Genomic DNA, 25,641 nt, shown 5'->3' on the forward strand with positions numbered 1-25,641 from the left:
CAGTTTAGCGTTCTGTCATTGCTTGCGATGTAGCTCTGAGTACGGGTTTAAGTAAATATTCCAAGACGGTTTTTTTACCAGTAATAATATCCACTTGTGTGGTCATTCCTGGAATTATAGTCAACTCTTCTGAAAAGTTATTTTTAGTGGTTTTTAATTGCACTAAATAAAAAGTATTTTCTCTGTCGTCGGTAATTGTATCTGCACTTATATGCAGTACCTCGGCTTCTAGTCCGCCGTATACCGCAAAATCATAGGCGCTAAATTTAATCATGGCGGGCTGCCCAGGGCGTAAAAAGGCAATATCTTTCGGCGGTATTTTTGCCTCAACAATAAGTTGATCATCTAAAGGGACTATTTCTAAAACATCACTGCCGGGTTGTAAAATGCCGCCTACGGTATTAACCAATAAACGTTGTACCGTGCCTTTAACCGGTGATTTGATCTCAGTTTGGGCCACTTTGTCGGCAAGCCCTGATTCGGTTTCTTTTATCGACTCTAAACGCAGCAATGCCTCCGAAAGCTCGTTGTTCCAGCGGTTGATCATCGCAAGTTCGACTTCTGTTACTTTGTTTTTAGCTTCGTTGATAGCCGATAAACTGCGGTTAATAACGGCTTTAGTGCGGTTTATTTCGCCGTTTAAATCAACTATTTCACGCTCTAACCTAATGATGTCGATATCAGATACAGCACCGGTTCTTAACAGTGGGCGTGTTACTTGCAGCTCACGATTACTTAGCCTTAGAGCGCTAGTGTGTTGTTGCAAAGCGGCTTTTGCTTCAATGTGATCTTGTCTGCGTTGTTCTAGCTGGCGTTTATGAATTGCCACTTGCTGCTCTAATTCTTGGCGATTACTTAAATATATTGAGCGCTCATGAGCGACCGCCTCGGGTACTTGCTTAACAAGCTCATCAGGAAAAACGAGATCTTCTTTTCTGGTAAGGGCTTGTAACCTGGCTACTTTTGCAGTGAGTGATTGCACTTTAGATTGGTTTTCTCTAAAGCTTGAAATAAACCGAGTAGGGTCAATTTTTATTAATACGTCACCTTCTTCAACAATTTGCCCTTCTCGAATGTTTATTTTTTCTACCATACCGCCATCATAAGATTGCACTAACTGTAATTTATTTGATGGGATAACGCGTCCTTCACCACGGGCTACCTCATCCAGTGGCGCAAAGCCCGCCCAAATTGTAAGCAAAATAAATGCAATGCAAATGAGGTATAACAAAAAACGTGCGCTGGCAGGCTCTTGCTGCATTTTTTCCCATTGCGCATCGACTACCCAATCTTGTGATTCAGGAGGCGAAAGCCAGCCTTTAAATAAGCGATTAAAGATTGAAGGCTTACCTTTTTTACGTGCTTCTATTGCTTTACTTACCGATTCAAAAGAGCGCTGCTCTAGGGGCTTTTTATTGTCACTCATGATGCTTGCTCCACTGTTTGGTTATTCAGTGCGGCAATTACTTTTTGTTTAGGCCCATCGGCAACTATTTTTCCGTTATCGAGCACGATGATGCGATCAACCAACGAAAGTAAAGACGACCGGTGAGTAACTACAATTAAGGTTTTGTCTTGGGTGGCGGTTTTTAAATTTTGAATAATTTTATTTTCACTATTGTGATCAAGCGATGAGGTAGGCTCATCTAACAGCATGATAGGAGGGTCGTTTATTAATGCACGCGCGATACCAATTGCTTGTTTTTGGCCGCCAGATAGCAAGCGACCTTGCTCACCAACTTGTAGGTCAAACCCATCGGGGTGAGAGTTTATTAACTCGAATAACTGGCTTTTTTCGCATGCGCTAATTATTTGCTCATCTTTAGCATGCCATGCGCTAATAGTGAGGTTGTCTTTTAAACTACCAAAAAACAACGCTATATTTTGGGGTACGTACCCTATGTTATGACGAAGTTCTGCGGGGTCTATTTGTTGTATATTGTTGTTATCGACCATTACGGAGCCTGCGGTTGGGTCATAAAGGCCTAAAATAAGTTTTTCGAGGGTGCTTTTACCCGAACCGTTGCGCCCTAAAATAGCCACTTTTTCGCCCGCTTTTATTTTAAAACTAATATTACTAAGCGCATCGGCCGCGTCGTCTTCATACTTAAAGCATACGTCTTTAAATTCTATTTCGCCGTTTAATACGGGGTGGCTTAACCAATGTTTATTTGGCGGGCGTTCAACGTCTTTCTCCATTATTTCGTTAAGCGATTGCATAGCAATAGCAGCATGATGATATTGCGCAAGTACGGCGGCGCATTGCCCAAGCGGCCCCATTGCACGTGATGAAAGTAAGTAAGCGGCTATTAATCCCCCTTGCGTGAGCTCGCCTTCAATAACTAAATGAACACCGATGATCATAATGATCACGCCAACACATTGTTGTATCCACGCTGCGCTATTAGAGATTGAGCTTGAGATTAAGCGACTTTGCGCATTAACCTGAGCAATATAAATAGTTGATTTTTCCCATGTTGATTGGGTTTTGCATTCGCTGTGAAAACTTTTTACATCTTCAATGTTGGTTAAGCTTTCTACAAGTATGGAGTTGCGCATTGAGCTTGCTTTCATGGTTTGCTCTGACAGCGCTTCAAGTTTTCTGTGGGCTGCTATGCCATAACTTAAAAGTATTAGGGCACCTGCGATAATGGGTAGGCTAAGCGGTACACCTATTATTGCAATAACAATTAGGTATATAGCAACAAAGGGTAAATCAACCAGCGCGACCAAGGTTATTGAACTAAAAAAGTTACGTACGGCTTCAAACGATTGTATGTTACTCGCAAATGACCCCGCTGATGAGGGCCTATTTTTAAGCTTCATACCAAGTACGCGCTCCATAATAACCGCAGATACTTTTACATCTATACGACTTGCCGCAAGCTCTACAAAGTAGCTGCGTACTAAGCGCAGTACAAAGTCGGCGGTCAGCGCTATTAAAATACCGATGGCTAAAACCCAGAGGGTTTCTGTTGCATGATTAGGAACTACTCGGTCATATACATTCATTACAAATAAAGGCATGGCAACAGACAAAACGCCTAATGCAATGGCGGAGATTATGACGTCTTTGTACAGTGCGCGGCATTCTTTTATTACGCCCCAAAACCAGCCATCTTTAGAGAGCTTTTCAAGCACCGGGGAGCGCTCATCAAACATAAACTCTGGATGAGCATAAATAATTAAACCTGTTGATTTTTCAATTAACTGTTCTAGGTCTTCTTCTACAACAGACTCGGTTAGCTCGGGGTAAGTAACTTGCGCTGTTTGTTTTTGGTTATCAATAGCGGTTACCACGCACGCTTGGTTATTATTTAAAATAATAATGGCGGGTAATAAAGCAGTATTAATTTGATTAAGAGGCTTATTTACAACTTTTGATTTAAAGCCCACACGTTTTGCAGCACGTGCAAATCCTGAGGGCGTTAAGTTTCCATCTGTTAGTGGGAGGCCATTTAATAAGGCCTCCCTTGAAAAATCTTTATCATGAAAGCGGCACAATACTGCAAGGCAATCTACCAGTGCGCCGCCATGATCAAGTACATCATTTAATTCCATATACCATCCAATGTTATGTAAAACATTTTAAATTTATTTGTTTTAAGCACCTCTTAACTATCGGTAATAACCGCCTCAATACGGCGGTTTGCCGCATTAGCACGTACCGAAATTTCATTAACGCGTGGCTGATCAATACCATAACCAAATGATTGAACACGATTAGGCGCTATACCAAATTGCTCAATAAGTAATTGTGCTACGGCAAAGGCACGTTGCTCTGAAAGTTTGCGGTTGTATTTTCTATCGCCATCTAATGAGGCGTGACCTTGGATCTCTACCTTTTTGTCAGGGTTATTTTTTAAAAACTCCGCGAGCTTTTCTACCTCTTGCAAGTACTCTGGGCGCACTTGGCTTGAGTCGGCTGAAAAGGGAATGCCTATTTCAACTGAGTCGGTCGCTTGGTCATACAAAGTACACCCAGACAGGTCTACATTTGTTCCCGCTGGGGTGCTTGGGCAGGTGTCTTGCTCGTTAGGTACGCCGTCGTTATCGTCATCTGCAAAACTCGATGCGCTAGGAGTTTCTGGTGGCATTTCTAAATACCTAGGCATTGCTGTAACGCTCATGTAGGCGTTATCTTGCTTGGCTTTTTTTTGTAAAAAAGCTTTGCGTTTAAAGGTGGCAGCTACATCGTAACTTGGGCATATATTTTGTGCGTTATGCACGATTGGGTCATCTGTTAACTCTGTTAATGTTGGGTACTTGTCAGACATAACATTTAGAGCTGGCAATAGTTTACCCATTTCGTTAAGCATAGTTAAAATGGCTGTTTGTCTATCGTATTGAGCAACAATGTACGAGCGGTTAGATTGAAATGCCTCGTTTTCAGCGTCAAGTACATCAAGCAAGGTGCGTTGGCCAATATCAAATTGGTCTCGGTAGGCTATTTTTACTCTGTTTGACGAGTTTTTATAGCTTTCAAGCGTGGGTAGCTTTTGCTCTATATTGTTCACATTATGATAGGCAATTTGTAGGCTTTGACGAATATCAACACAAGCTTGATCGCGTTGATACTTGGCAATATTTACATCTTGGTATGCTTGTTCAAGGTTGGCGCTATCTAGGCCCCCGTTGTACAGGTTATAGGTTATGTCTATACCTACCCGTGCTTCGGTTCTTGTTTCGTTTAAACCTAGCTCGTCTCTGTCTTGTGTGCCGTAACGGGCAGATAAGTCTACGTTTGGATGAAACGCTGCCTTTTGTGCCTGAGCATTGGCTTCTTGTGCCTCTATATTATAAAGCGATGCGTAAAAAGCAGGGCTGTTTTTATAGGCTATATCAAGCGCTTGGTTAATAGAAATGGGCACGTTTTGCTCATCTAATTTGGCTTGTTTTATATCATTAACGGGTAGCTCGCCAACAACTCTTAAATAACGCGCGGTTACATCGTGCAGGTTAGCGTACTCGGTTAGCACATTAGATTGCGCTAGCGATAAGCGCCCGCTAATTTGCTCTAGATCTGCTGCTCGGGCAACACCGGCTCCTACACTTTGTTCAATTTGTTGGTATACAGACTCGTGTTCTTGCAGGTTTTCTTCAGCGAGTGTCACAAGTTCTTTAAATTTTTGCACATCTAAAAATGCAATAGATGCATCTAATGCAGTTTGCTCTGTTTGTGAGAGTAATTCAAAATACCGAATGAGCTGAATACGCTCAAACCTTTCAACGGTGTTAGATGTTCTAAACCCGTCGTAAAGCATTTGAGTAACACTAAGCTCTGCAGTGTTGCGGTTGTATTCGTCTTCTATACCGTAGTTTCGGCGCTCATAACCTGCGCTGGCAGATACATCAACGCTAGGTAAGTAGCCTGAGCGGGCTGCATCTACGCCATAAATTGAGGATTTAAATGTATGCCATGCTTGTTGTACCTCGGGATTATTTTCAATTGCTTTACTGGTGACGTATGTAAGCGGCGCCACAGAGCTGTCATCGGCTTTTACCACGTTAGTTGCGCCAAGCGCACTTAGCGTTAAACCTATAAGCAGCTTTCCTTTTTGCTTTAGTAAAGTATTTTTTTTAATCATTTCTTCCTCTTAGGGTTACTTGGGCTATCAATACCTACCATATGGTTTAGTCAATAAATGCATTTTTCGCAAATAATCGTTTTGGCTAGCATAAAATTTATTATCTACCACTTTTTTATTTTTAATGTTTTTTTAAAAACTGTACTTGAGTACAGTATCTAATGCGTTTTGCTGTTCTACATTTTAATTAATAGTTTTTAATTCTTATGTTTGAGGTAAGTAAAATGGAATCTAATCAATTATTAGTAATAGACTTAAAAGGGTCTGCTGGTGTTGTTTTAGAAGATGGCACAATTAAGCCACTTGAAGTGGGCGATACTATTACTGTGGGCGATTTAGTGGTTACCGCCGATAATTCATCGCTAACAATTGATGTGCAAGGAGAAACACTGTCGATTCCTGCTAATCAAAACGTAAAGATCACCCCTGATTTATTAGCACAAGAAACCCGCGATAGCAGCGAAACCACCGTGTTTGACGAAAGCCTAGATGCGGCCATTGCAAGCTTAGAACAAAATGATAATAACGATGGCCAAACGGCGGCTAATTCTGATGTTACTGACTTTTTAGATGCCTTAGAGGGCGATGGTGATATTTTAGATAATTTAGAAGCAACAGCCGCAGGTGGTGCTGGTGGTGCGGGATCTGGTGGAGGAAGCTCATTTGTTCAGCTTACACGTATTGCGGAGGGGGTTAACCCTAATAGCGTTGCATTTGATTCAAGCTTTGATCCTGATTCTACAGAAGCGCTAAATATTCGCGACACCTCTGATGGGGTAGTCCCTGATGATGGCACTGCGTCTATATCATTAAATGAGGTAGGTTTAACTAATTCATCTCAACCAACAATTAGTGGTACAAGTGAAAACTTAGTGGGTGAAACAGTAAATATTACTGTGACAGATGAAAATGGTAACTCTCAAGTAGTAAGCGCGGTTATTGGCCCAGATGGCACGTTTGAAATTACACTACCTAACCCGATAGCCGATGGACCCGTGAGCGTAATTGTAGAAGCCACTGACCCAGATGGTAATGCGTTTAACGATGCTATTTCTATTGAAATAGATACCACCGCGCCAGTAATTAATATTGACCCTGTTGCAGACTCTGCATCTCAGACAGTAACGGTTACGGGGTCGGTAGCGGGTTTGAATACTGGCGACAACGTCTCTGTAACTCTTACCGATAGCACAGGCACACAACAAACAATTGTTACACAAGTTGATGCACAAGGTAATTGGAGTATTACCACTACATCGCCTTTAGCAGAAGGGGAGTTTAATGTTAACGCAGTAGCAGTTGATGCCGCTGGTAACCAAGCAATTGACCAAGCTGTTGCGAGTATTGATTTAACCGCTCCAGAAATTACAGTTACAGTAGCGGGTGAAACTAATAATGCTACGCCACCATTAACTGGTACTACAACTGGTGTGCCACAAGGTACTGAAGTAACAATTACAGTAACCGACAGTGCAGGCGAAGTGCAGCTTTTAACTGCCATTACCGGTGAAGATGGTAGCTGGGCTGTTGATGTAGGTGTGGCACTACCAGAAGGTGATTTTACTGTTGATGCGTAGGTGAGTGATAGCGTAGGCAACCAAGCACTTGCAAGTGATGCTGGAGTTATTGACTTAACGGCGCCAATTGTAGAAATTAATGCGATTGCCGATACGCAAGATACAACCCCTATTATTACTGGCTCTGCGCAAGATGTGCCAGCAGGCTCGGTAATTACCGTGGTTATTACTGATATTAATGGGCAAGTTCAAACGCTGTTAACGCAAACAAATGATGATGGCAGCTGGTCTGTAAGTGTTTCTACCCCTTTAGCACAAGGTGAGTTTGAAGTTAATGCAACCGTGACCGACACTGCAGGTAATGAAGCACAAGCTGTAGAGCAAGGGTTAGTTGATTTAACTAGCCCTGAGATAACGGTTACGGCCATTGCAGACACTAATGACACAACCCCTACTTTTGTAGGCCGTGTTGAAGGGGCACCAGAGGGCTCTGTAATTACTGTTTTAGTAACCGATAGCGACGGTAATATACAAACCTTAACAACGACACTTGAGGCTGATGGCACGTGGAGTGTTGAATCGCCCAACGCTATTCCTGGCGGAGAGTTTAGTGTTACCGCGACAGTGAGTGACCCTGCGGGTAACGAAGCATCCGCGCAAACAAGTGGTGAAGTTACATTTGCCCCTATTTCTATTCAAATTGACTCTATTGCAGATACAAACGATACCACGCCATTTTTAAGCGGTAATACCGGTAACGTGCCTGCTGGTACCACTATAACCTTAACTATTACTGCAAGTGATGGCAGTACTTTTAATCTTTTAGCGGTCACTCAAGAAGATGGTTCTTGGAGCGCTCAAGTTACAGAGCCTCTGCCTGAAGGGGATTTTACCGTAGTTGCAGCCGTTATAGACGATGCGGGTAATGAGGCACAAGCAAGTACGGTCGGTAATGTAGATTTAACCGTAAGTATTAATTTTATTATTGATACTAATGATACCACTCCAACAATTAGTGGTACTACGCAAGATGTTGACGCAGGTGCGGTTGTTACTGTTACCTTTACAGGCAGCGATGGCGCAACAGAAACTGTGCAAGTAACCACAAATGCTGATGGTTCGTGGTCAATCGAAGCAACCGATGAGTTGGTAGAGGGTCAATTTACGGTGGTTGCAACAGTAACCGATGCTGCTGGCAATACAGCCTCTGCTACTGAAGTAGGGGAAATTGATTTAACTGATCCTGCGATTACTATTAACCCTATTACAGGTACAAACGATACAACACCGAGTGTGACAGGTAGCGTAGTAGATGTACCCCAAGGTACTGAGGTTACCTTATTAATAACAGATAGTGACGGTAATCAACAAACTATTACAGCGGTTACTAATGCCGATGGAAGCTATAGCGCCGATATACTTAATGAGCTTAGCGAAGGTGACTTTACAGTTACTGCAAGTGTAAGTGACGAAGCAGGTAATAGCAGTACAGCGACGGTTACTGGCACCATAGATTTAACCGCACCTAGCGTAACTATAGATAATATTGGTGATACAAACGATACAACGCCTACTATAAGCGGCTCTACTCAAGGTTTAGCAGCGGGTAGTGTGGTTACAGTGATTGTGACTGATGATGCTGGCGCTGAGCAGCAATTTGTCACTGCTATAAATGGTGATGGCACATGGAGTATAGATGTCCCACAAGCATTAGCTGAGGGTGAGTTTAGTGTGGTGGCAAATGTAAGTGATAGTGCTGGTAATAGCGCGCAAGACTCACAAACTGGCTCTATAGATTTAACCGCACCAACTATTAGTGTAAATGACTTTACTGACTCTAACGATTCAACACCTGTATTTAGTGGTACCACAACTGATGTAGAGCCAGGTAGCTTGATCACTGTATCAGTAACAGACTCTAATGGTGATTCGCAAACCTTAACGGCAGTTGTCGCAGAAGATGGTTCTTGGCAAGTAGGTGCAACGACTGCAATTGCTGAGGGGGAGTTTACAATCACGGCCACAGCCACTGATGCAGCTGGAAATGAAGCCTCAGCCACAACTACAGGCGTTATAGATACTGCAGCGCCCACACTAACAATTGATCCGGTGGGTGATACAAACGACACCACACCCACTATTTCAGGGTCTGCCACGGGCGAGCCTGAGGGCACAGTTGTTACGATTACCGTGACGGATGAAGCGGGTAACCCACAAATCATTACTACCGAAGTGCAAGCCGATGGCACTTTTAGTGTAGATGTACCCAATGAGCTAAGTGAAGGTGAATTTACCGTTGAGGTATCGGTAACTGATAACGCAGGTAATGAAACTACAGCAACGACCACAGGCGAGGTTGATACCGCAGCGCCCACAGTGTTAATTGACCCGGTGGGTGATACAAACGACACCACACCGACTATTTCAGGGTCTGTAACGGGTGAGCCTGAGGGCACCGTTGTTACGATTACGGTGACGGATGAAGCGGGTAATTTGCAAACAATTACTACCGAAGTGCAAGCCGATGGCACCTTTAGTGTAGATGTACCCAATGAGCTAAGTGAAGGTGAATTTACCGTTGAGGTATCGGTAACCGATAACGCAGGTAATGAAACCACGGTCACTACCACAGGTGAGGTTGATACCGCAGCGCCCACAGTAATAATTGATCCCATGGGTGATACTAACGACACCACACCGACTATTTCAGGGTCTGCCACGGGTGAGCCTGAGGGCACCGTTGTTACGATCACCGTGACGGGTGAAGCGGGTAATCTGCAAACAATTACTACCGAAGTGCAAGCCGATGGCACCTTTAGTGTAGATGTACCCAATGAGCTAAGTGAAGGTGAATTTACCGTTGAGGTATCGGTAACCGATAACGCAGGTAATGAAACTACAGCAAACACCACAGGTGAGGTTGATACCGCAGCGCCTACAGTAATAATAGATCCCGTGGGTGATACAAACGACACCACACCGACTATTTCAGGGTCTGCAACGGGTGAGCCTGAGGGCACCGTTGTTACGATCACCGTGACGGATGAAGCGGGTAACCCACAAACCATTACTACCGAAGTGCAAGCCGACGGCACCTTTAGTGTGGATGTACCGAATGAGCTAAGTGAAGGTGAATTTACCGTTGAGGTATCGGTAACCGATAACGCAGGTAATGAAACCACGGTCACTACCACAGGTGAGGTTGATACCGCAGCGCCCACAGTAATAATTGATCCCATGGGTGATACTAACGACACCACACCGACTATTTCAGGGTCTGCAACGGGTGAGCCTGAGGGCACCGTTGTTACGATCACCGTGACGGATGAAGCGGGTAATCTGCAAACAATTACTACCGAAGTGCAAGCCGATGGCACCTTTAGTGTAGATGTACCCAATGAGCTAAGTGAAGGTGAATTTACCGTTGAGGTATCGGTAACCGATAACGCAGGTAATGAAACTACAGCAACCACCACAGGTGAGGTTGATACCGCAGCGCCTACAGTAATAATAGATCCCGTGGGTGATACAAACGACACCACACCGACTATTTCAGGGTCTGCAACGGGTGAGCCTGAGGGCACCGTTGTTACGATCACCGTGACGGATGAAGCGGGTAACCCACAAACCATTACTACCGAAGTGCAAGCCGACGGCACCTTTAGTGTGGATGTACCGAATGAGCTAAGTGAAGGTGAATTTACCGTTGAGGTATCGGTAACTGATAATGCAGGTAATGAAACTACAGTAACCACCACAGGTGAGGTTGATACCGCAGCGCCCACAGTGTTAATTGATCCCGTGGGTGATACAAACGACACCACACCGACTATTTCAGGGTCTGCCACGGGCGAGCCAGAGGGCACCGTTGTTACGATCACCGTGACGGATGAAGCGGGTAACCCTCAAACCATTACTACCGAAGTGCAAGCCGATGGCACCTTTAGTGTGGATGTACCGAATGAGCTAAGTGAAGGTGAATTTACCGTTGAGGTATCGGTAACCGATAACGCAGGTAATGAAACCACGGCCACTACCACAGGGGAGGTTGATACCGCAGCGCCTACAGTAATAATAGATCCCGTGGGTGATACAAACGACACCACACCGACTATTTCAGGGTCTGCAACGGGTGAGCCTGAGGGCACCGTTGTTACGATCACCGTGACGGATGAAGCGGGTAACCCACAAACCATTACTACCGAAGTGCAAGCCGACGGCACCTTTAGTGTGGATGTACCGAATGAGCTAAGTGAAGGTGAATTTGCCGTTGAGGTATCGGTAACTGATAATGCAGGTAATGAAACTACAGCAACCACCATAGGTGAAGTAGATACCGCAGCGCCCACAGTGTTAATTGATCCCGTGGGTGATACAAACGACACCACACCGACTATTTCAGGGTCTGCCACAGGCGAGCCAGAGGGCACCGTTGTTACGATCACCGTGACTGATGAAGCGGGTAACCCACAAACTATTACTACCGAAGTACAAGCCGATGGCACCTTTAGTGTAGATGTACCTAATGAGCTAAGTGAAGGTGAATTTACCGTTGAGGTATCGGTAACTGATAACGCAGGTAATGAAACCACGGCCACTACCACAGGTGAGGTTGATACAACTGCGCCAGTTGTGACAATAAATGCGCTAGGTGATACAAGTGATACTACACCAACTCTATCAGGTAGGGTAAGCGGGGAACCTACAGGCTCAACTGTTACTTTAACTGTAACGGACGCAAATGGTGCGGTGCAAACAATCACCGCACAAGTCATTGCAGATGGAAGTTGGACAGTTGAAGTACCCGTAGCTTTAGCTGAAGGTAGCTATACTGTTGATGCTACTATTAGCGATAACGCTGGTAATGAAGGTACTGCAAGCGCCTCTGCTACTATTGATACAAGTGCGTTAACTATCACTATTGATGTGATTGGTGAAACCAACGATCAAACTCCACAAATAAGCGGTGATACATTTAATGCAGAAGTAGGTTCGTCTGTTGAAGTTCAGATCACAGACTCTACAGGTGCGACTATTACCTTAACTACGGTTGTTGATGCAAACGGACAGTGGAGTGTTACTCCGCCAGCCGATTTACCTGAGGGAAGTGTATCAATCAGTGCAACAGTAACTGATTTAGGCGGTGGTTCAGCCATAGCAGAACTTGATGCTGTAATTGATATTACGCCGCCAACCATACAAATTAACGATCTAGAAACTAGTAATGATACAACACCAATTATTGCTGGTAATACTACAGGCGTTGTTTCTGGCACTGTAATAAGCTTGACTGTTACAGATTCGCAAGGAGTTGTTCGCTCGTTTAATACGACAACAGATGCACAAGGGAATTGGAGTGTAGAGCTTTCTCAAGAGTTGGCTTCAGGGGATTACACTGTACAGGCAGAGGTTTCTGATGCTGCAGGCAATAGTGCTTTAGATACAGCAACCGGTAATATTGATACTGCGGGGCCAAGTTTAACCGTTGATTTTGATGCTGTAACCAATGATACAACACCGACTATTTCAGGCACGAGTGATGCCGATGTAGGTACAACGATTACTGTAGTGATCACTGATGAAAACGGTGTTGAACAAACACTAACAACCACAGTAGATGCCAATGGAAGTTGGGAAGTAACCCCTCAAACAGACTTGAATGAAGGCGATAACACCATCGAAGTGAGCGTGTCTGATGAAGCAGGAAACACAACAACAGTAACTGATACAATTACTTTAGATACACAAGCACCCACATTAACCATGCAAACTGTGGGTGATGTAAATGACTTAACCCCGACATTACAAGGCACCAGTAACGAAATTGGCGGCACGGTAACACTCACCGTGACCGACAGTGACGGCGCTGTGCAAACCATTACCACCACCGTTGGTACGGATGGGCATTGGGATATTGAAGTGCCCAGTGCCCTGGCACAAGGCGACTTTACTGTCAGCGCGAGTATTACTGATGCCGCAGGCAATGAGAGCACCGCCAACAGCAGTGGCAATGTAGATACTATTACCCCGGTTGTAACCGTGGATGCACTGGGACTTGGTAACGACAGTACTCCACTTATTAGTGGTACTTCAACTGAGCCAGAAGGCACAGTTGTAAATATTGTTATCACCGACAGTAATGGCGATGAAACACCGCTCACCGCCACCGTGGATGTCAACGGCAACTGGCAAGCAACCAGCCCTGAATTACCAGAAGGCAGCTACAGTGTGCAAGCCAGCATTACCGATGCGGCGGGCAATACAGGCGGCGCTACGCAATCGGGCACCATAGATAGCCTCGCGCCAACACTTGTGCTTGATACCGTCGGCGCGACCAACGACAGCACGCCAACTATTAGTGGTTCCACGAATGCACCAGCGGGCACGGTAATTAGCATCAGCGTTAGCGATGGCATTACCACCGAAACCTTTACAACCACAGTGCAAGCGGGTGGCAGCTGGTCAGCCGATGTACCAAATGCACTGGTTGATGGTGAGCTGACCATTGAAGCCAGCGTGAGCGACAACGCCGGTAACACCACCACGGTTAGTGAAACAGCCACGCTGAACACCACCGCGCCAAGCATTAGCATTAATGCCTTGGTTGATACCAACGACACCACACCAACCATTAATGGGACAAGCGATGCAGCAGATGGCACCACCATTAGCTTAACGTTTGAAGATAGCGCGGGGAATATTACGTCTATTGATACCACCGTAACCGGTGGTGTCTGGAGCGTTGAAGCTCCAGATGCGTTAGCAGAAGGTAACTATGAAGTTACCGCCAGTGTGACGGATAGCGGTGGTAATACAAGTTCTGTAACTGAAATAGGCTTAATCGACACCACTATCCCAGCGATTGAAGTGAATGAGCTAGTTGTTACCAATGATACAACCCCAACGATCACCGGCACCTCGAATGCACCGCAAGGCAGCACCGTAACAGTAGAGATCACCGATAGTAATAATGTGACCCATACGGTTACAACGACCCTAGGAGCTAATGGCACGTGGAGTGTGGCTGCCTCACAAGTAGTTGCTGAGGGCAACTTTACCGTAAGTGCAAGCGTAAGCGATGCAGCGGGTAACACAGCGACCGCCACAGGTGCAGGGGAGGTTGATACCATTGCACCAACGCTTGATTTAACCAGCCCAGGTTCAAGTAACGATGTTACACCGACCCTAAGCGGCACCAGTGATGCGGTTGAAGGCACCGTGATCACCTTTACGGTTATCGATGATTTAGGAGTCGAGCAAACCTTTACCACCACCGTGGATGCGAGCGGCAACTTCTCAGTGGAAGTACCGACTGCACTTGCAGAAGGGCCTTACAGCATTGAGGCCAGCATTAGCGATGATGCAGGTAACAGCACTGATATCAGCAGCAGCGGTAACATCGATACCACCGCGCCAAGTGTGAGTGTGGATGCACCAGCGCTCACCAACGACAGCACGCCAACGGTTATGGGCACCAGTGATGCACCAAACAGCACCATCACGGTAACCTTTACCGATGCAGCCAATGCCGTACAAACTATTGATGTACAAACTGATGCCAGTGGTAATTGGAGTGCCACCCCAGCGACGGATTTAGCTGAAGGTAACTACAGTGTCAGCGCGAGCATCACGGATGCAGCGGGCAACACGGGCACAGGGACAGACAGCGGCGAAGTGGATGTAACGCCACCAATCCTTGCCTTTACACCGACCTTTGAGCTTGGTTTATTAGTGACCCTAAGCGGTACCTCTGACCTGCCAGCAGGCAGCGAAATTACTATCACTGAGCAACTTATAGGCGGAGGAGTGGGTGTAACTTACACCACTACCACCGATGCCAACGGTAATTGGTCTTTGGTGGGGCTTGATGTATCACTACTGGATGTAGGCTCAGTGATTGCCACAGCCACAGATGCAGCAGGGAACACACGCACAATCAGCTCAGATGACTTTGATAACACACCACCTACACTCACAGTTGAGGTGGATGCACAAAGCAATAGCAATACACCTATAATCAGCGGTACAAGTGACGCAGGCGAAGGGGCACAAGTAACGATTGTGGTGACCGACAGTGACGGTAACCCACAAACCATTACCGCCCTTGTTGATGCCAACGGCGAGTGGAGCGCCACCCCAGCGACACCACTCAGTGAAGGTGAAAGCACGATTGAAGTGAGCCTACGCGACAGCGTAGGTAACGAAACCACCGTGAGTGAAACCACGACTATCGACACGCAAGCGCCAACGCTTACGATACAAAATGTAGGCGATATAAACGACTTAACCCCGACATTACAAGGCACGAGTAACGAAATTGGTGGCACGGTGACACTCACCGTGACCGACAGTGATGGCGCTGTGCAAACCATTACCACCAACGTTGGCACGGATGGGCATTGGGATATTGAAGTGCCAAGTGCGCTGGCACAAGGTGACTTTACTGTGACGGCCAATATTACTGATGCCGCAGGCAATGAGAGTACCGCCAACAGCAGTGGCAATGTTGATACCATTACCCCGGTTGTAACCTTGGATGCACTGGGGCTTGATAACGACAGCACCCCACTTATTAGTGGTACTTCAACTGAGCCAGAAGGCACAGTTGTAAACATTGTAATCACCGACAGTAATGGCGATGAAACACCGCTCACCGCCACCGTGGATGTCAACGGCAAGTGGCAAGCAATCAGCCCAGAATTACCTGATGGCAGCTACAGTGTACAAGCCAGCATTACGGATGCTGCGGGCAATACAGGAGGCGCTACGCAATCGGGCACCCATGATAGCCTTGCACCGACACTGACACTCGATACTGTGGGTGCCACCAACGACAGCACGCCAACCATTAGTGGTACCACTAATTCACCAGCCGGCACGGTAATCAGCATCAGCGTTAGCGATGGCATTACCACCGAAACCTTTACAGCCACAGTGCAAGCGGGTGGCAGCTGGTCAGCGGATGTACCAAATGCACTGGTTGATGGTGAGCTGACCATTGAAGCCAGCGTGAGCGACAACGCCGGTAACACCACCACAGTTAGTGAAACAGCCACGCTGAACACCACCGCGCCAAGCATTAGCATTAATACCTTGGTCGATACCAATGACACCACGCCAACCATTAATGGGACAAGCGATGCAGCAGATGGCACCACCATTAGCCTAACGTTTGAAGATAGCGCGGGGAATATTACGTCGATTGATACCACAGTAACTGGTGGCGTCTGGAGCGTTGAAGCTCCAGATGCGCTAGCAGAAGGTAACTATGAGGTTACCGCCAGTGTGACGGATAGCGGTGGTAATACAAGTTCTGTAACTGAAATAGGCTTAATCGACACCACTATCCCAGCGATTGAAGTGAATGAGCTAGTTGTTACCAATGATACAACCCCAACGATTACCGGCACCTCGAATGCACCGCAAGGCAGCACCGTAACAGTAGAGATCACCGATAGTAATAATGTGACCCATACGGTTACAACGACCCTAGGAGCTAATGGCACGTGGAGTGTGGCTGCCTCACAAGTAGTTGCGGAAGGCAACTTTACCGTAAGTGCAAGCGTAAGCGATGCAGCGGGTAACACCGCGACCGCCACAGGCGCAGGGGAGGTTGATACCATTGCGCCAACGCTTGATTTAACCAGCCTAGGTTCAAGTAACGATGTTACACCGACCCTAAGCGGCACCAGTGATGCGGTTGAAGGCACCGTGATCACCTTTACGGTTATCGATGATTTAGGAGTCGAGCAAACCTTTACCACCACCGTGGATGCGAGCGGCAACTTTTCAGTGGAAGTACCGACGGCACTTGCAGAAGGGCCTTACAGCATTGAGGCCAGCATTAGCGATGATGCAGGTAACAGCACTGATATCACCGGCAGCGGTAACATCGATACGACCGCGCCAAGTGTGAGTGTGGATGCACCAGCGCTCACCAACGACAGCACGCCAACGGTTACGGGCACCAGTGATGCACCAAACAGCACCGTTACGGTGACCTTTACCGATGCAGCCAATGCCGTACAAACTATTGATGTACAAACTGATGCCAGTGGTAATTGGAGTGCCACCCCAGCGACTGATTTAGCCGAAGGGAGTTACAGCGTCAGCGCGAGCATCACGGATGCGGCGGGTAACACGGGCACAGGGACAGACAGCGGTGAAGTGGATGTAACTCCGCCGGCTCTTGCCTTTACGCCGACCTTTGAGCTTGGTTTATTGGTTACCCTCAGTGGTACGTCTGACCTGCCAGCAGGCAGTGAAATCACCATCACCGAGCAACTTATTGGCGGAGGAGTGGGTGTAACTTACACCACTACCACCGATGCCAACGGTAATTGGTCTTTGGTGGGGCTTGATGTATCACTCCTTGATGTTGGCTCTGTGATTGCCACAGCCACAGATGCAGCAGGGAACACACGCACAATCAGCTCAGATGACTTTGATAACACACCACCTACACTCACAGTTGAGGTGGATGCACAAAGCAATAGCAACACGCCTATAATCAGCGGCACAAGTGACGCAGGCGAAGGCGCACAAGTGACGATTGTGGTGACCGACAGTGACGGTAACCCACAAACCATTACCGCCCTTGTTGATGCCAACGGTGAGTGGAGCGCCACACCAGCGACACCACTCAGTGAAGGTGAAAGCACGATTGAAGTGAGCGTACGCGATAGCGTAGGCAACGAAACCACCGTGAGTGAAACCACCACCATCGATACGCAAGCACCTACATTAACCATGCAAACCGTGGGTGATGTAAATGATTTAACACCGACATTACAAGGCACCAGTAATGAAATTGGCGGCACGGTAACACTCACCGTGACCGACAGTGATGGCGCTGTGCAAACCATTACCACCACCGTTGGTACGGATGGGCATTGGGATATTGAAGTGCCCAGTGCGCTGGCACAAGGTGACTTTACTGTAACAGCCAGTATTACTGATGCCGCAGGCAATGAGAGTACCGCCAACAGCAGTGGCAATGTTGATACCATTACCCCAGTTGTAACTGTGGATGCACTGGGGCTTGGTAACGACAGCACCCCACTTATTAGTGGTACTTCAACTGAGCCAGAAGGCACAGTTGTAAACATTGTAATCACCGACAGTAATGGGGATGAAACACCGCTCACCGCCACCGTTGATGCCAACGGCAACTGGCAAGCAATCAGCCCAGAATTACCTGATGGCAGCTACAGTGTACAAGCCAGCATTACGGATGCGGCGGGCAATACAGGCGGCGCTACGCAATCGGGCACCCTTGATAGCCTTGCCCCGACACTGACACTCGATACTGTAGGCGCTACCAACGACAGCACGCCAACTATTAGTGGTACCACGAATGCACCAGCCGGCACGGTGATTAATATCAGCGTTAGCGATGGCATTACCACCGAAACCTTTACAGCCACAGTCCAAGCGGGTGGCAGCTGGTCAGCCGATGTACCAAATGCACTGGTTGATGGTGAGCTGACCATTGAAGCCAGCGTGAGCGACAACGCCGGTAACACCACCACGGTTAGTGAAACAGCCACGCTGAACACCACCGCGCCAAGCATTAGCATTAATACCTTGGTTGATACCAACGACACCACGCCAACCATTAATGGGACAAGCGATGCAGCCGATGGCACCACCATTAGCTTAACGTTTGTAGACAGTGCAGGCGCTGAAACCACCACAACCACCACCGTAACCGGTGGCGTATGGAGCGTTGATGCACCGAGTGAATTAGCACAAGGTGAATACACGGTAACCGCCGAGGTAGACGATGGTCTGGGTAATATCGGCAGCGCGAGCGAAACCGGTGAGATTGATTTAACCCCACCGAGCCTTGTTATTACAGATAACGGCGTTAGCAACGACACAACACCGACGATCTCCGGCACAAGTGATGCGCCACAAGGCAGTGAAGTGACAATTATTGTGACAGACAACGCCGGTGCAGCGCAAACCATTACCGCTACAGTGGGCGCAAGTGGTACATGGTCAGTGCCGGTTACAACAGCCCTTGCTGAGGGCAACTTTACCGTAAGTGCAAGCGTAAGCGATGCCGCGGGTAACACAGCGACCGCCACAGGTGCAGGGGAGGTTGATACCATTGCGCCAACACTTGATTTAACCAGCCCAGGTTCAAGTAACGATGCCACACCGACTCTAAGCGGCACCAGTGATGCGGTTGAAGGCACCGTGATCACCTTTACGGTTATCGATGATTTAGGGGCCGAGCAAACCTTTACCACCACCGTGGATGCGAGCGGCAACTTCTCAGTGGAAGTACCGACGTCACTTGCAGAAGGACCGTACAGCATTGAGGCCAGCATTAGCGATGATGCAGGTAACAGCATTGATATCAGCGGCAGCGGTAACATCGATACCACCGCGCCAAGTGTGAGTGTGGATGCACCAGCGCTCACCAACGACAGCTCGCCAATAGTTACGGGCACCAGTGATGCACCAAACAGCACCGTCACGGTAACCTTTACCGATGCAGCCAATGCCGTACAAACTATTGATGTACAAACCGATGCGAATGGTAATTGGAGTGCCACCCCAGCGACAGATTTAGCTGAAGGTAACTACAGTGTCAGCGCGAGCATCACGGATGCAGCGGGTAACACGGGCACAGGTACAGACAGCGGCGAAGTGGATGTAACGCCACCGACTTTAGAGATCATTCCTTCGTTTGCCCTAGGCAATTTAGTCTCTCTTTCAGGGGATTCTGATTTACCAGAAGGGTCAGTGATCACAATTACCGAGTATTTAGTCGGTGGTTTAGTGGGCGCAACGTACACTGCTACCACGAATGCTGATGGCACATGGGGACTTGCCAACATAACAGTACCTCTGCTTAGTCTTGCGTATGTTACTGCAACTGCAAGTGATGCAGCCGGCAATGTTGCGAGCGTCAACTCACTTAATTTTGATAATGAAGCACCTGCGCTTACCGTTACTGTAGATGCATTATCGAATGATGCAACGCCTGTGATCTCTGGTGTTACTGATATGGTTCAAGGAACCGAGGTAGAACTAACCGTTGTAGATAGTGCAAGTCAAAGCCAGCAGTTTACTGCCATAGTTCAAGCTAATGGAAGTTGGTCTGTTGAAGTACCAACCGAGTTAGCACAAGGGCAGTACACAGTTACCGCAGAGGTAAGAGACGATGTGGGTAATTTAACCACAGAGCAAGCACAAGGTGAAATAGACAGCATAGCACCTACTCTTAGCGTTAATCCTACCGACACTACAGCAGATACAACGCCAACCCTATCAGGCACCAGTGATGCTATAGGTGCTGATGTAATAATTAGCATTGATGGCCAAACCTTTTTTGCGGTAGTAGATGCTGATGGAAATTGGCAGGTAGAGGTACCAACTGCACTTACAGATGGTAACTATACAGCGCAAATTAATGTTGCTGACGACGCCAATAATATCACTAACACAACAATCGACTTAACAATTGATACTCAGATACCAATAGTCGCATTGGACGACATAACCGTATTTAACACAGATACGCCAGTTATTAGTGGTACATCTGGTGAACCTACTGGCACAAATGTAGATATTGTTATTACAGATAGTAATGGTGATACGCATACGTTAGCTGCTACGGTTGATGCAAATGGTAATTGGCAAACAACAGCGCCTAATTTACCTGAAGGAAATTACAGTGTTGTTGTTAGTATTACCGACGATGCTAATAATACAGGTTCAGCGACTGGAACAGGGCTTGTTGATACTCAAGCACCAACCATTACCATTGACGCATTAGGTACAATTAATAGCAGCACGCCTACTATTTCAGGTACATCTAATGAGGTTGAAGGTACTACAATTAATGTCACAATTACTGATGGTGATAGCACTAATACCTACACAACGACTGTGGGGGCAGGCGGGGCCTGGAGTGTTGATGTAACCACGCCATTAACTGATGGACAAGTGACAGTTTCAGCAAGCATTACTGATACTGCAGGTAACAGTAGTGAAGCAAATGCTACTGCCACGCTTAATACTAATGCACCTACCATTAATATAAACACCATTGTTGATACAAACGATCAAACACCTACGCTTTCTGGGTCGAGTAGTGCTGCAAATGGTACGTTAGTTACGGTTACTATTACCGATGTTAATAATGTCTCGCACACCGTTACAACAACTGTAACTGATAATACATGGAGTGTAGATGCGACAAATATCCTTCCTGAGGGCACGTTTACTGTTTCAGCCAGTGTGGCTGAAGGTGGCTTAACCAGCAGTGCAACAGATACAGGGCTGATAGATTTAACAGCCCCAGAATTGAATATTACACCGCTACTAACGAGTAATGATACAACACCTACAATTTCAGGTACAAGTACAGCCCCTCAAGGCGCTATAGTCGCTATTTTGATTACAGATAGCTTAGGCGCAGAGCAAGCAGTTAATGCCACAGTAGGTGCAAATGGCACATGGTCAGTTGCAGCTCCTTTATCGCTTAGCGAAGGCACATATACTGTTACTGCATCAACAAGTGATACCGCGGGGAACCCTGTAAATACTAGCACTACCGGTGTGGTTGATATAACCGCACCAGTGGTTAGCATTAACGATATTGTAGGTAGTACAGATTTAACACCTAGCGTTTCTGGCAGTGTAACAGGTGCAGCCGTAGGAGATGTGGTTGCTGTGGTATTTACCGACTTCCAAGGTAATGCGCATACAGTCAATACAACGGTGCAAGCCGGTGGAACTTGGTCAGTAGAGGCAAGCAATAGCCTTTCGCAAGGGGCATATTCAGTAGAAGTGTTTATTACTGATAATGCCGGAAATACAGGCAGCAATATCACTAACGCAAATATTGATACAATTACGCCAGAAATTAGTATTGATCAAAGTTCATTAATACTTACCCAAGACAGCACGCCATTAATTAGTGGCACATCAAACGAGCCAAATACAAACGTTTTCGTTACGTTTACTGACTCAGCTGGCGCATCGCATCAAATTACCGTACAAACGGATGCTAATGGAGACTGGCAAGCCGCTGCAGACAACGTATTAGCAGAGGGGGTTTACAGTGTTTCGGCAACGATTACTGATAGCGCAGGAAATACCTCTGTTGATAGTAAAACAGGTGGCGAAGTAGATACAGTAGGGCCAGAGCTTACTATTGTGCCTTCGTTCGTATTAGGGCAGCTAGTATCTTTATCTGGTACTTCCGATTTAGGTGAAGGTAAAACAGTTACCGTTAATTTAGAATTAGCAGGTGATTTGGCTAACTTAACTTACGATGTAACCACTGATGCCAATGGTGACTGGGTGTTATTAGGCCTAGCGGTTAATATCATTGGCTTATCAGTTGTTGAAGCCTCTGCAACTGATGAAGCGGGTAACACCACCACTATTACGACGGCAGATGTAGATGCTTCAACGCCGTTACTTAATGCGGTAGTTGACTTTGTAGCTGGCGAGGGTGATTTACCAGTAATTAGCGGTACGACCGACCAAGCCCCAGGCACCGAAGTGCTAGTGAGAGTGGTAGATAGCGATAACATAGCACAAGATTTGGTTGCCATAGTGCAGGCAGATAATTCATGGCTTGTACAAGTTCCTCAATCACTTGCTGAGGGCGTGTTTACTGTAACTGTAAATGTATTAAGTGAAGTCGGGATCACAGCTACACAGCTGCTAAGCAGTGTAGTAGATACCATCTCACCAACACTTAATTTGCAAGTGATTGGTACAACGTCAGATTCTACTCCAATTATTCAAGGGACCAGTGATTTAATTAATGGAGTGGTAGAGATTCAGCTGGACGGAGGCTCAGTACTAACAACAACAGTGAATGCAGCAGGGCTATTTTCATTGGAAGTTGATGCGCTGACTGAAGGGCAGCATGTCGCCAACGTGAGTATTACTGATGATGCTGGCAATGTAGTAACACAAACGCTCGAGTTTGTTGTTGATACGTTAGTGCCTGTGGTAGATATTTTACCGTTGAGCATCAGCAATACTGACATTCTAACTATTTCTGGTACTTCTGAAGAAGCTCAAGGCACAGACATTGATGTAACTGTGATAGATAGTAACGGCAACGCAACAGTATTTGATGCCCTTGTTGGTAGCGATGGCACGTGGTCATTAGTAACCACTAGCCTACCTGATGGTATATATAGTGTATTCGCAAGTATTACTGATGCTGCGGGTAATCTAGGCCAGTCTGCTACTGAGCAAGTGACGATTGATACCATACCGCCATCGTTAGAAATAGACGCCTTTGGTGTACTTAATACATTAACGCCTACTATTACTGGCACCAGTGACGAAGAAACCGGCAGCTTAATCACTGTTAATATTACCGACTCTACAAACACACTTTATGAAGTTACTACAACAGTATTAGGAGATGGCACGTGGCTTGTTGTTGCACCTTTACTTGCTGAGGGTGATTTAACCGTCGAGGCTATTAGTATTGATAACGCAGGCAATATAGCAACGGTGACGCAAACGGGCGTTGTGAGCACCACTTTACCGAGTCTATTAATTAACCCAATAATAGATACAAGCGATACAACCCCTACTATTAGTGGTACTACCGATGTAATAAACGGTAATGTAGAAGTTGTTATTACAGATAGCAGTGGTAATGCAACAACCTATAACACTCAAGCTATTGCTGGTGTATGGACATTAATACCGACCACTCCATTAGCTGAAGGTGCATTTACGGTTGATGCGACAGTCGAAAACTTAAACCTTACAAGCTCTACAAGTCTTAATGGCATAGTTGACTTAACTCCGCCTACAATTGAAATTAATGAACTTGCAGTTACGAATAACTCACTGCCAACCATCTCAGGTACAAGTGATGCTCCGGCAGGTACAACCATAAGCGTAGTACTTACTGATGCTAATAGTGATTCGCAAACATTAACTGCGCAAGTGGCAGGTAACGGAACTTGGTCAGTCACAGCTGTTACGCCGCTTAGTGAAGGCGGTTTTAGTGCTACTGCAACAGTGAGTGATGCTGCAGGAAACTCATCAAGCGATACCATGGTTTCAAGTACTGATTACACAGCACCTATTGTATTTATAGACCCTATTGCAGTAGGCCAAGATACCACACCGACTATTACAGGCTCGGTAACCGGAAGTTTTGCTGGAGCTGCAGTTATGGTGATGTTTACTGACGCACTAGGTGAAACACACAATGTTTCAACAACAGTAAACACAGATGGGTCGTGGAGTGTTACAGCTTTGCAGCCTCTTAGTGAAGGGAATTACAGTGTTGATGTAAGCGTACTTGATAATGCAGGTAATACCGGCGAGCAATCTATAAGCAGCATAGTTGATTCAGGCATAGTAATTAACTCTGGTTTAGAATTAACAGCCGATAGCACACCTAAGATCACCGGTACCGCAGGAGCAAATGAAGATATTACCGTAAGCTTTATAGATGAAAGCGGTACTGTTGTAACCAAGGATACAACAGCGGGTGAGACAGGTGTATGGAGCGTATCACCAGACAACGCTTTACTCGATGGGGCATACACTGTAACGGCTACCGCTACTGATGAATCTGGAAATGTTACTTCAAGTGGAAGCTTATCTGGGTTAGTGATTGACTCAACGCCGGTAGACTTCGAGGTGTCTAACTATTACTGGGGCTTACTAGGAATAGGTTTAACTGCAGAAGGCACAGTAGAAGAAGGAAATAGTGTATATGTTGTAGGAGCAAACTTACTTGGCCTTGAGGTGTTAAACCTAAACTTAAATGTGCTAGAAAGCGCTATGGAAATTCAACCTGATGAGAATGGAAATTGGAGTTCATTATTATCAGTTCTTGATTTAGGTTCTTGGTCTGATTATCGCTTTATCACAGTTGATGAAGCCGGTAATTATTTAATTAAGGATATTAATGACAATATTATTGACCAAGGAAACGACCCACAACTTGCTAGCACAGGAAGCAGTGCAAGTGCCACCGATACAACATTTGGCTTAGAAGGGGCCGCTGAGCCGTTTAGCGAAGAAGCAACATCAGGCGCCACTATGCCAAATGAAGCAGTAACCAGCGATGCTTTAGGAGAAACGGTTAATTTAAGTAATGCAAGTGCTTTATCGAGTACAGAGCAAACGGTGTCAATGAGCTCTACAGAGCCCCTTAATATCAATGATGTAATTATTGACGAAGACACCGAGCAACTCGTTGCTCTTAATACTTTGATTGACGATGAAGGCTCTGCAATTGCTTATAGCCCTGCACAAAGTGGAGGAAGTGTTGATGAGGCAGCGCCAGCGGTTGATGTTCAAAATCAATCAGAGGAAATGATTAAACACTTAATTGAAAATGGTAATAACCAAACAGATATTTAAATCAGTAACCCACTTCAGTTAAATAACTGAAGTGGGTTTCTAAAACTCACTTAATCAAAAGTGTGGTTATTATTTTGTGCTAAGTAGTAAACCTAAAAAAGCCCTTATTGAGACTTCAATAAGGGCTTTTTTAATAAATTAGGATAGATGAAAGC

General features: G+C 46.2%; 5 protein-coding genes. 2 read left to right on the top strand and 3 right to left on the bottom strand.

Going from position 1 to position 25,641, the window contains the following annotated elements:
* Positions 1-4 precede the first annotated feature (4 nt).
* The 3 genes from MSC25_RS05315 to MSC25_RS05325 are packed head-to-tail and all read right to left on the bottom strand — an operon-like array spanning position 5 to position 5,588.
* Positions 5-1,426 (bottom strand): HlyD family type I secretion periplasmic adaptor subunit, encoded by a 1,422-nt coding sequence (locus MSC25_RS05315; RefSeq protein WP_055252885.1) that lies wholly within the window; start codon positions 1,424-1,426, stop codon positions 5-7.
* Positions 1,423-3,561, bottom strand: a complete 2,139-nt coding sequence (locus MSC25_RS05320) for a type I secretion system permease/ATPase (RefSeq protein WP_024033056.1) — start codon at positions 3,559-3,561, stop codon at positions 1,423-1,425. The genes MSC25_RS05315 and MSC25_RS05320 overlap by 4 nt, the downstream gene beginning before the upstream one ends.
* Positions 3,562-3,614: 53 nt before the next feature.
* On the bottom strand, positions 3,615-5,588 hold the full coding sequence (locus MSC25_RS05325; RefSeq protein WP_248442827.1) for a TolC family outer membrane protein: 1,974 nt from the start codon (positions 5,586-5,588) through the stop codon (positions 3,615-3,617).
* A 224-nt stretch (positions 5,589-5,812) separates the two neighbouring features.
* Between MSC25_RS05325 and MSC25_RS05330 the strand changes: the two genes are divergently transcribed.
* Together MSC25_RS05330 and MSC25_RS05335 are read left to right on the top strand one after the other, a co-directional pair.
* Positions 5,813-7,165, top strand: coding sequence for a retention module-containing protein (locus tag MSC25_RS05330; RefSeq protein WP_248442828.1), 1,353 nt, complete (start codon positions 5,813-5,815; stop codon positions 7,163-7,165).
* Complete coding sequence (locus tag MSC25_RS05335) at positions 7,166-25,486, top strand: Ig-like domain-containing protein (protein WP_248442829.1); 18,321 nt, start codon at positions 7,166-7,168, stop codon at positions 25,484-25,486.
* Positions 25,487-25,641: the final 155 nt, after the last annotated feature.

The organism is Pseudoalteromonas sp. 1CM17D (assembly GCF_023161805.1).
Lineage (GTDB): Bacteria > Pseudomonadota > Gammaproteobacteria > Enterobacterales > Alteromonadaceae > Pseudoalteromonas > Pseudoalteromonas atlantica.